This is a genomic window from Burkholderia sp. E168m23, from assembly GCF_016586125.1.
GTDB lineage: Bacteria > Pseudomonadota > Gammaproteobacteria > Burkholderiales > Burkholderiaceae > Burkholderia > Burkholderia orbicola.
Map to the genome: position 1 here is coordinate 1 of NZ_BCPP01000138.1, position 10196 is coordinate 10196.

General features: G+C 69.9%; 8 protein-coding genes and 1 pseudogene. 5 read left to right on the top strand and 4 right to left on the bottom strand.

What is annotated here, in order from left to right:
• Nucleotides 1–149 precede the first annotated feature (149 nt).
• Nucleotides 150–1094 (top strand): LysR substrate-binding domain-containing protein, encoded by a 945-nt coding sequence (locus JMF90_RS10025; RefSeq protein ID WP_011547920.1) that lies wholly within the window; start codon nt 150–152, stop codon nt 1092–1094.
• 49 nt (nt 1095–1143) lie between these two features.
• Here the strand turns inward: JMF90_RS10025 and JMF90_RS10030 are convergent, their stop codons facing one another.
• The 4 genes from JMF90_RS10030 to JMF90_RS10045 all read right to left on the bottom strand — a co-directional run bounded on the left by JMF90_RS10030 (nt 1144) and on the right by JMF90_RS10045 (nt 4778).
• On the bottom strand, nt 1144–2412 hold the full coding sequence (locus JMF90_RS10030; RefSeq protein ID WP_011547921.1) for an FAD/NAD(P)-binding oxidoreductase: 1269 nt from the start codon (nt 2410–2412) through the stop codon (nt 1144–1146).
• Nucleotides 2409–2642, bottom strand: coding sequence for a 2Fe-2S iron-sulfur cluster-binding protein (locus JMF90_RS10035; protein ID WP_011547922.1), 234 nt, complete (start codon nt 2640–2642; stop codon nt 2409–2411). The genes JMF90_RS10030 and JMF90_RS10035 overlap by 4 nt, the downstream gene beginning before the upstream one ends.
• A gap of 79 nt (nt 2643–2721) precedes the next feature.
• Nucleotides 2722–3849 carry an FAD-binding oxidoreductase gene (locus JMF90_RS10040; RefSeq protein WP_201325076.1) on the bottom strand — a complete coding sequence of 376 codons (1128 nt, stop codon included), beginning with the start codon at nt 3847–3849 and terminating at the stop codon, nt 2722–2724.
• Nucleotides 3846–4778, bottom strand: coding sequence for a 4-hydroxyproline epimerase (locus JMF90_RS10045; RefSeq protein WP_063828181.1), 933 nt, complete (start codon nt 4776–4778; stop codon nt 3846–3848). The genes JMF90_RS10040 and JMF90_RS10045 overlap by 4 nt, the downstream gene beginning before the upstream one ends.
• A gap of 251 nt (nt 4779–5029) precedes the next feature.
• Between JMF90_RS10045 and JMF90_RS10050 the strand changes: the two genes are divergently transcribed.
• The 4 genes and pseudogenes from JMF90_RS10050 to JMF90_RS10065 form a co-directional block, all read left to right on the top strand.
• Nucleotides 5030–5950, top strand: a complete 921-nt coding sequence (locus JMF90_RS10050; RefSeq protein WP_011547925.1) for a dihydrodipicolinate synthase family protein — start codon at nt 5030–5032, stop codon at nt 5948–5950.
• 232 nt (nt 5951–6182) lie between these two features.
• On the top strand, nt 6183–7808 hold the full coding sequence (locus JMF90_RS10055; RefSeq protein ID WP_011547926.1) for an APC family permease: 1626 nt from the start codon (nt 6183–6185) through the stop codon (nt 7806–7808).
• Between the two features lie 72 nt (nt 7809–7880).
• Complete coding sequence (locus tag JMF90_RS10060) at nt 7881–9473, top strand: aldehyde dehydrogenase (NADP(+)) (protein ID WP_011547927.1); 1593 nt, start codon at nt 7881–7883, stop codon at nt 9471–9473.
• Nucleotides 9466–10170: pseudogene (locus JMF90_RS10065) on the top strand (Ldh family oxidoreductase); the annotation flags it as partial. The gene JMF90_RS10060 and the pseudogene JMF90_RS10065, both read left to right, overlap by 8 nt.
• Nucleotides 10171–10196 lie beyond the last annotated feature (26 nt).

Genomic DNA, 10196 nt, shown 5'->3' on the forward strand with positions numbered 1-10196 from the left:
GCGGCCGATCGGCGTCGGCGCTATGTCGGGGCGGGGACCGTGCTGCAGTCCGTCAGCAGATTTATATTCGACGCAGACATACCCGGTAAAATGGTCAAATCATCTGATCCATATATTTCTGGATATACCTTCTCGCAACGAGGCATGCAATGGACTGGACCCACCGGCTGCGGCTGCGGCACCTGCAAGTACTGTTGAGCCTCGCCGGCACCGGCAATCTGAGCCAGTCGGCGGTCGCGCTCGCGACCACGCAGCCGGCGCTGTCGAAATGGCTGAAGGAGCTGGAAGAGGATGTCGGGCTGCCGCTGTTCGAGCGGCATGCGCGCGGGCTGAGGCCGACGCCCTACGGCGAAGCGCTGATCGAGCATGCGCGACGCGTCGAAGCGCAGCTCGACATCGCGCGCGACGACATGGCCGCGTTGCGCGAAGGCGGCAGCGGCCTCGTGACGATCGGCACGTCGGGCGTCGCGGCGGCCGACACGGTGCCGTTCGCGGTGTCGCAGTTGCTGAAACGGATGCCGCGCGCGCAGGTGCGGCTCACCGAAAGCACGATGAACCAGCTGATGCCGCAGCTCGCGCGCAGCGAACTCGATATCGTCGTCGGCCGCTCGGGCTCGACGTCCGTCGATCCGCTGCTGCATGCCGAAGCGCTGTACGTCGATCCGGTCGTGTTCGTCGCGCGGCCCGGCCACGCGCTGGCCGGCGCGACGTCGCTCGGCTGGGACGACGTGCTCGCCTATCCGTGGATCGTGTGGCCGGCGGGCACGCCCGTCCACAATGCGCTGGAAGCCGCGCTGCACGCCGCCGGCCGTGTGCAGCCGCCGCACTGCGTCGAATCGAATTCGTCGATCCTGAACCTCACGCTGCTGAACAACACCGATCTGCTCGGTGTCGCGTCGCACCGCGCCGCGCGGCGCTTCGCGCAACTGAACGCGATCCGCATCCTGCCGATGGAGCTCGAGGGCCAGGGCGCGGTGTCGATGTACTGGCACCCCGACAGCGCGAACCGCGCGGCCGTGGCCGCAACGATCGAGTGTCTGCGCGCCTGTGCGGCGCCGCAGGTCGGCGGATGGGAGAACGTGAAGGTGGAGTGAACGGCGTAACAGGCGCGAACCGGGCCGCTTCACCGCGACGCCGCACACGTCACGCGCCGTCGCAGGATTCCGTACCGTCGAGCATCAGCGTGCCGACCCGCGCGGGCACCAGCGGCGTGCGCGGCGCCGGCGGTGTCCAGCCGAACAGCGCCTGCGCGGCCGCGCCGCACACGCGACCCTGGCATGCGCCCATCCCGCAACGCGACTGCAGTTTGGCGGCGGTCCAGCCCGGTTCCCGTGCGACCGCATCGAACCGCACGTCTTCGCAACGACACAGCAGCGTGTCGGCTCGCGCGAGCCGGCGGATCGGCGCGCGGATCGCGAAGCGCTCGCGTACGGCATCCGCGAACGCCTGCCAGCGCGCACGGCGTGCGACCAGCGCGGCCAGTCGGTCGGTCTGCCCGGTCGCCGCATAGCCGGCGATTTCGCCTTCGACCATCGCCAGCTCGCTGCCGCCGACGCCCGTGCACTCGCCTGCCGCGAAATACCCGTCGCGGCTCGTGCGCTGGTGTGCGTCGACCGCCACCGCGCCGTGCTCGATCCGGCAGCCGAGATGACGCGGCAGCACGGTATTCGGCACGAGGCCGAAGCCGCACGCGAGCCGGTCGCAGTCGACGTCGAATTCGCGATCGCCCTGACGAATCCGCACGCGTTCGAGCCGCTGGTCGCCGAATGCCTCGACGACGTACGCAGCCGGCCGATAAGCAGCCGTGACGAGCTTCGCGGCCTGCGCGAGCTTCGACGGCCAGCGCCACAGCCCCGCGCCGAAGCCGGCGACGTCGCCCCATGCGGCCTGTTCGAGCACGTGCGACACGCGTGCGCCGGCCTGCCGGGCCGTCGCCGCGCTCGCCAGCAGCAGCGGCCCGCTGCCCGCGATCACCGTGCGCTGCCCGCGCACGTCGAGCCCGTACTTGATCAGCGCCTGCAAGCCGCCCGCGCCGGTCACGCCAGGCAGCGTCCAGCCCGGAAACGGCAGCAGCAGCTCGCGCGCGCCGCAGCAGAGAATCAGCGTCCGGAAATCGAGCAACCGCCCGCATTCGTCGTCTTCGAGCAGCAGCGTGCCCGGCTGCGTTTCGGCGACGATGCGCGTCGCCGCGAGGTGCATGACGTTCGGCTGCCGCAGCACGGCGAGGCGTTCGGCGGCGGCCGGCGTCGGTGCGGCCGCTGCCGGCTGCCGCCAGATCTGTCCGCCCGCCCGCGGGTTGTCGTCGACGATCGCAACGGTCGCGCCGCTGCGCGCGGCGGCCCGCGCGGCCGACAGTCCGGCCGGGCCCGCGCCGACGATCGCGACGTCGACGCTCAGTCGTTCCTGTTTCATCGCGTGCGCTCCACCTGCATGCCGTCGCGGCACAGCGTCTGGCACGCCAGCCGGCGCCGGCCGTCGATCGTCATCCGGCATTCCTGGCAGATGCCCATCCCGCAAAACGGCGCACGCGCCGCACCCATGCACGACACGCGCGTCGTGTCGTCGCCGCTCGCCGCAACGGCGGCCGCGACGGTCACGCCGTCGGCCACCGTCAGCGCGCGGCCGTCCAGATGAATGATCATGTCAGCCTCCGCCGGGCCGCCCCAAGGAGGCTGACCGCCCCCGCGGGGGGCAGCGAACAAAGTGAGCGTGGGGGGCGTTTCATGTCAGCGCTCCGGCCAAGGACGACGCGGTGAGGAAGCGTCCCGGCAAATACGGTTCGATATCGATGGGCGGCCGCTCGCCGGCCATCAGCGCGGCGACGAGCCGCGCACTGCCCGGCGCGGTCGTCACGCCGAGCCCTTCGTGGCCGACCGCGAGCCACACGCCCGGCCGCGCCGGGTGCTCGCCGAGCAGCGGCAGGCCGTCGGGGCTCGCGGATCGGAAACCCGTCCATGCGCGAATGCCGTTCAGGTCGGCCAGATCCGGCAGGTAGCCGACCGCGCGGCGCAGCATGCGTGCGAGCACGGGCGGCTCGACCTGCGCGTCCTCGGTGTCGAACTGGCGCGACGAGCCGATCAGCAACTGGCCGGTCGGCCGTGGCTGCACGTTGAACGCGACCGACGTGCCGTCGCTCGCGTGCGCGCTCGCCGCATAGCCGAGCTCGACGAGTTGATGCGACACGTGGCCCGGATAGCGGTCGGTAATCAGCAGATGGCCCTTTTTCGGGCGCAGCGGCAGTTCGGGCAACAGCGTGCGCGCCGCGACGCCGTTCGCCACCAGCACACGCTGCGCGCGCAGCACGTCGCCGCTCGCGAGCGTCACGCTCGAGCCATCGACCGCGACGGCCCGCTCGCGGCGCAACGTGATGCGCGGCGCGCGCTGCAGCAGCCAGTTCGCGGTGACGGGCGCATAGAGAATCGCGTCGCCGGGAATCTTCAGCGCGCCGCCGAGCCCGGCGCGCAGCATCGGCTCCAGTTGCGCGAGCGCCGCCGCGTCGATCAGCTCGCCGGCCACGCCGTGCGCGGCGAGCGTCGCCTGCTTGGCGCGCGCCAGATCCATTTCGTGCGTATCGGCCGCGAGCCACAGCGTGCCGCAGTTGCGGTATGCGCAGCCTTCCGGCATCTCGCCGCTCAACGCGCGCCACAGGTCGATCGAGTAATGGCTCAGCGCGAGCTCGGCCGCGTTGTCGTCCATCGCGACGAGGTGGCCCATGCCCGCGCCGGTCGCGCCGCCGCTCGCGTCGTCGACGACGAGCACGCGCAGCCCGCGCTGCGCGAGTTCGTGCGCGCAGGCCGCGCCGACGATGCCGGCGCCGATCACGACGACGTCGGTCTTCGTTTCGCTCACGACCCGATGCCCCAGCCGAACGGATCGTCTTCGTCGATCAGCAGCGTCGCTTCCGCGCTCAGGTGCGCGCTGCCGCGAATCGTCGGCACGATGCCGCCGTCGGCCAGCTCGTAGCTCGCGTGGAACACGCTGCCGATCACGCTCGCCTGCCGCCACACGACGCCCGGCGCGAGCTTGCCGTCGGCCGCGAGGCACGCGAGCTTCGCGCTGGTGCCGGTGCCGCACGGCGAACGGTCGTACGCGAGGCCCGGGCACAGCACGAAGCTGCGGCTGTCGTGCTCGGGATCGTCGGCGAACAACTCGATGTGATCGATCTCGCCGCCGTTCGCGCCGGTGATGCCCGCGCGTTCGAGCCCTTCGCGCACGGCCGACGCATACGCGGTGAGCGCCGCGACGTTGTCGCCGGCGACGCGCTGCCCGTGGTCGCTGATCAGGAAGAACCAGTTGCCGCCCCATGCGATGTCGCCCTTCACGGGGCCGTATCCCGGCACGTCGAGCACGACGCCCTGCGCGTGACGATATGCGGGCACGTTGCGCACGCTGACCGACAGGTCGTCGTGCAGCGTCGCCTCGACGGTGCCGACCGGCGTCTCGATCCGGTGCACGCCGGGCTCGATGCGCCCCATGTGATGCAGCGTGCGCACGACGCCGATCGTGCCGTGCCCGCACATCCCGAGATAGCCGCTATTGTTGAAGAAGATCACGCCGGCCGCCGCGTCGGGCGCCACCGGGTCGCACAGCAGCGCGCCGACCATCACGTCGCTGCCGCGCGGCTCGAGGATGCACGCGGTGCGGTAACGGTCGTGCTCGCGCGCGAGCACGTCGCGCCGCTCGGCCATCGTGCCGCGGCCGAGCGACGGAAAGCCGGACACGACGAGCCGAGTGGGTTCGCCGCCCGTGTGCGAATCGATGATCTGGATGCGCTTCATCATGAGCCGTCCGAAGTGGGGAAAGGAGCATAGCTTCCTCCGTCGCGCGTCCGTCCGCTTGTGGCTTTTCGATGAGGACGACGACGAAATCGGCATAGTGCGACGGGCCCCTCCCGCCCCTGCCAGCCGCTGTGCCGATTTCGTCATTTTGCTCCGCGATACGACTCAAGCGTGATGGGCGTTTGCGCGGCGATACTGGTTGCCACACCGACACACCCGTCGGCCGACCGATACGAACGTAGGAGATTTCAGTGAGCCGCAAAGCCATTCAATGGACCGGGGTTTTCCCGGCCGTCAGCACCCAGTTCAAGCCGGACTTTTCCCTCGACATCGACGCCACGCACCGCGTGGTCAAGAACCTGGTGAACGACGGCGTGTCGGGCCTCGTGGTCTGCGGCACGGTCGGCGAAAACACGTCGCTGTCGACGAGCGAGAAGCTCCAGGTGATCGAGGCCGCGCGCGACGCGGCCGGCGGCAAGATTCCGGTGATCGCCGGCATCGCCGAATTCACGACCGAATTCGCGCGCAACACGGTGCGCGAAGCGCAGCGCGTCGGCGTCGACGGCGTGATGGTGATGCCCGCGCTCGTCTACTCGGCGAAGCCGCACGAAACCGCCGCGCACTTCCGCGCGGTCGCGACGAGCACCGACCTGCCGGTGATGGTCTACAACAACCCGCCGATCTACAAGAACGACGTGACGCCCGACGTGCTGATCGCGCTGCAGGATTGCGAGAACATCGTCTGCTTCAAGGATTCGTCGGGCGATACGCGCCGCTTCATCGACCTGCGCAATGCGGTCGGCGATCGCTTCGTACTGTTCGCGGGCCTCGACGACGTCGTGGTCGAGAGCATCGCGGTCGGCGCCGAAGGCTGGGTGTCGGGCATGTCGAACGCGTTCCCGAAGGAAGGCGAGACGCTGTTCCGCCTCGCGAAGCAAAAGCGCTTCGACGAAGCGCTCGCGCTGTATCGCTGGTTCATGCCGCTGCTGCACCTCGACGCACGCCCCGACCTCGTGCAGTGCATCAAGCTGTGCGAGGAGCTGGTCGGCCGCGGCAGCGCGATCACGCGTCCGCCGCGCCTCGCGCTGCAAGGCGACACGCTCGCGGAAGTGAAGGCCATCGTCGCGAAGGCGCTCGAAACGCGCCCGGCGCTGCCCGACGTCGGTCTCTGATCGACGCCCCTGCGGCGGCGCGCGGGCATTGCGCCTGCGCACCGCCGTCTCCGGTCCGGCATGGCCTGCGGGCCCGTTCGCCGCGGCGCCAGAGCGTGCCGCGCGTGAATGCCCCGCAGCCCGCCCCGGTCGCTCGAACCGGGCGTCGCCGGCCGACAGGCAGGCGCCGCTGCTCCGTCGGAGCGCGGCGCACCTCAAGCCTGTGCCGATATTCCCTCCAGGAGACACGCCCATGCCAGGCCAAGGCAACGCACACCCGTCTGTCCCGCTTTCCCGTTCCGGGCACCCCGGCGCGGGTCACGGCAAGTTCAAGAAACAGCTGTCGCTGACCGATCTCACGTTCATCGGTCTCGGCGCCATTTTCGGTTCGGGGTGGCTGTTCGCCGCGAGTCACGTATCGACGATCGCGGGCCCGGCCGGCATCTTCTCGTGGCTGCTCGGCGGCTTCGCGGTGCTGCTGCTCGGGATCGTCTACTGCGAGCTCGGCGCCGCGCTGCCGCGCGCCGGCGGCGTGGTGCGCTATCCGGTGTTCTCGCACGGTCCGCTGCTCGGCTACCTGATGGGCTTCATCACGCTGATCGCGTTCTCGAGCCTGATCGCAATCGAGGTCGTCGCCGCGCGCCAGTACGCGGCCGCGTGGTTTCCGGGCCTGACGGTCGAAGGATCGAGCGACCCGACCACCGTCGGCTGGCTCGTGCAGGCCGCGCTGCTGTGCTTCTTCTTTTACCTGAACTATTCGAGCGTGAAGACCTTCGCGAAGGCGAACAACATCATCAGCGTCTTCAAGTTCATCGTGCCGCTCGCGGTGATCGGCGTGCTGTTCACGTTCTTCAAGCCCGCGAACCTGACCGTGCACGGCTTCGCGCCGTTCGGCATGCCGGGCATTGAGATGGCCGTGTCGGCCGGCGGCATCATCTTCGCGTATCTCGGGCTCACGCCGATCGTGTCGGTCGCGAGCGAGGTGCGCAATCCGCAGCGCACGATCCCGATCGCGCTGATCCTGTCGATCCTGCTGTCGACGTTGATCTACGTGCTGCTGCAACTCGCGTTCATCGGCAGCATTCCCACCGACATGCTCGCCGCAGGCTGGCACGACGTGAGCAAGGCGTTCTCGCTGCCGTACCGCGACATCGCGCTCGCGCTCGGCGTCGGCTGGCTCGCGGTGATGGTCGTCGCGGACGCGATGATCTCGCCGAGCGGCTGCGGCAACATCTACATGAACGCGACGCCGCGCGTGGTCTACGGCTGGGCCAAGACGGGCACGTTCTTCAAGGTGTTCACGCGCGTCGACGAAGCGTCGGGCATCCCGCGCGCGGGCCTGTGGCTCACGTTCGGCCTCGCGATCTTCTGGACGCTGCCGTTCCCGTCGTGGGAAGCGCTGATCAACATCGTGTCGGCCGCGCTGGTGCTCAGCTATGCGGTCGCCCCGGTGTCGGTCGCCGCGCTGCGCCGCACCGCGCCCGACCTGCCGCGGCCGTTCCGCGCCAGCGCGTTCGGCCTCACCGGCCCCGCGTCGTTCGTGATCGCCGCGCTGATCGTCTACTGGTCGGGCTGGAGCACGGTGTCCTGGCTGCTCGGGCTGCAGATCGTGATGTTCGTCATCTATCTCGCGTGCCGCCGCTGGGTACCGACCGCGCACCTGAGCCTCGCCGAGCAGGTGCGTTCGTCCGCGTGGCTGATCGCGTTCTATGCGGCGATGATCGTGCTGTCGTATCTCGGCGGCTTCGGCGGCACGGGCCGGCTCGCGCATCCGTACGACACGGTCGTCGTCGCGGCCGTCGCGCTCGTCATCTACTACTGGGGCGCGAACACCGGCGTGCGCGCCGACAAGCTGCAACTCGACGACGACGAGGACTGACGCGCCCGCGCCCTTTTCCCCTTCCATCGGCCGGGCGCAGTACGCCCGGCCCTGCCTTTTCCGAGGAAACCCATGCAACTCACAGGTCAGCTCCTGATCGGCCAGTCGGCCGTCGCCGGACAGAACGGCACCCTCCACGCGCTCGCCGCCGCGACCGGCGAACCGCTCGAACCGGCGTTCGTCGGCGCGAGCCTGCACGACCTGGAAACGGCGTGCTCGCTCGCCGCCGACGCGTTCGACACCTATCGCGAAACGTCGCTCGAAGCACGCGCCGCGTTCCTCGACGCGATCGGCCGCCACATCATGGCGCTCGGCGACGACCTGATCGAGCGCTGCGTCGTCGAAACAGGGCTGCCGCGTGCGCGCATCGAAGGCGAACGCGGTCGCACGGTCGGCCAGCTCGCGCTGTTCGCGTCGCTCGTGCGGGAGGGCGGTTTTCTCGATGCGCGCATCGATCCGGCGCGGCCCGAACGCAAGCCGCTGCCGCGCGTCGACCTGCGCCTGCGCAATGTCGCGGTCGGGCCGGTGGCGGTATTCGGCGCGTCGAACTTCCCGCTCGCGTTCTCGGTGGCCGGCGGCGACACGGCATCGGCGCTGGCGGCCGGCTGCCCGGTGATCGTCAAGGCGCATTCCGCGCATCCGGGCACGTCCGAACTCGTCGGCCGCGCGATCCAGCAGGCCGCGCGCGAATGCGGGATGCCGGCCGGCGTGTTTTCGCTGCTGTTCGACGCGTCGCGCGAGATCGGCCAGGCGCTCGTCGCCGATCCGCGCATCAAGGCCGTCGGCTTCACCGGGTCGCGCCGCGGCGGCGTCGCGCTGATGCATATCGCGGCCGCGCGGGCAGAGCCGATCCCCGTCTATGCGGAAATGAGCTCGATCAATCCCGTGCTGCTGTGTCCGGCCGCGCTCGAGGCCCGTCACGACACCATCGCACCGCAGTTCGTCGCGTCGCTCGCGCTCGGCGCCGGGCAGTTCTGCACGAACCCGGGCCTCGTGCTCGCGGTCGACGGCCCCGCGCTGCGCGCATTCGAGGCCGCGGCCGCCGATGCCGTGCGCGCCGTCGCCGCGCAGACGATGCTGACACCGCACATCCACGCGAGCTATGCGCAAGGCGTCGCGGCGTTGCGCGATCACTCGGCCGTCGAATTGCTGGCCGAAGGCGTCGGAGGCGGCCGTCATCAGGCGCGCGCGGCGCTGTTCGCAACCTCTGCGGACGCGTTCATCGCCCACCCCGAATTGCGCGACGAAGTATTCGGCCCCGCGTCGCTGATCGTGCGCTGCCCGGACGTCGACACGCTGCATCGCGTGCTGAAATCGCTTGAAGGCCAGTTGACCATCGCCGCGCACATCGCCGATGGCGACGCGACGCTGTTCGCCGCGCTACGCCCGACGCTCGAACGCAAGGCCGGCCGTATTCTCGTCAACGGCTTCGGCACGGGCGTCGAGGTCGGCCACGCGATGGTGCACGGCGGCCCGTTCCCGGCGACGTCCGATACCCGCACGACGTCGGTCGGCGCCCGCGCGATCGAGCGCTTCCTGCGCCCCGTGTCGTACCAGGACCTGCCCGACGCGCTGCTGCCGGACGCGCTACGCAACAGCAATCCGCTGCGCGTACCGCAACGCATCGACGGCGTGCTCGTTTCGCGTGAGGTGAACCATGGCTGACCACACCACCGAAGTCGTCCTGTCGCTCGATGAAGTCCACGCGCTCGCGTTGCGCGTGCTGACGCACCACGGGATGTCCGACGCACATGCGCGCGCCATCGCGAACGTGATCACGCAGGGCCAGCGCGACGAATGCCATTCGCACGGCGTGTACCGGCTGCTCGTCTGCGTGCGGTCGCTGAGGAAAGGCAAGGTCGATCCGCAGGCCGTGCCGACGCTGCGCCGGCTGTCGTCGTCGATCGTCGCGGTCGACGCGCATCGCGGCTTCTCGCTGCTGAGCTTCGAGACCGGGCTGCCCGTGCTGGTCGAGATGGCGAAGCAGCACGGCATCGCCGCGATGGCGATCAACCACTGCTATCACTTCTCCGCGCTGTGGCCCGAGGTCGAGGCGATCGCGGTCGAAGGGCTGGTCGGCATCGCGATGAACCCGAGCCATAGCTGGGTCGCCCCGGAAGGCGGCCGCGAACCGGTGTTCGGCACCAACCCGATCGCGTTCGCGTGGCCGCGCCCGGGCGGCGAACCGTTCGTATTCGATTTCGCGACGAGCGCGATCGCGCGCGGCGACATCGAGCTGCACGCGAAGCAAGGCAAGGCGATTCCGCCGCACTGGGCGATCGACGCGGACGGCCAGCCGACCACCGACCCGAAGGCCGCGCTGCAAGGCGCGATGCGCACGTTCGGCGGCCACCGTAATAACTTCGTATAGCATACATTATACGAAGT

Coding starts and splice junctions, on each gene's coding strand:
- JMF90_RS10030 (WP_011547921.1), bottom strand. CDS start 2,412: ATGAAACAGGAACGACTGAGCGTCGACGTCGCGATCGTCGGCGCGGGC.
- JMF90_RS10045 (WP_063828181.1), bottom strand. CDS start 4,778: ATGAAGCGCATCCAGATCATCGATTCGCACACGGGCGGCGAACCCACT.
- JMF90_RS10060 (WP_011547927.1), top strand. CDS start 7,881: ATGCAACTCACAGGTCAGCTCCTGATCGGCCAGTCGGCCGTCGCCGGA.
- JMF90_RS10025 (WP_011547920.1), top strand. CDS start 150: ATGGACTGGACCCACCGGCTGCGGCTGCGGCACCTGCAAGTACTGTTG.
- JMF90_RS10035 (WP_011547922.1), bottom strand. CDS start 2,642: ATGATCATTCATCTGGACGGCCGCGCGCTGACGGTGGCCGACGGCGTG.
- JMF90_RS10055 (WP_011547926.1), top strand. CDS start 6,183: ATGCCAGGCCAAGGCAACGCACACCCGTCTGTCCCGCTTTCCCGTTCC.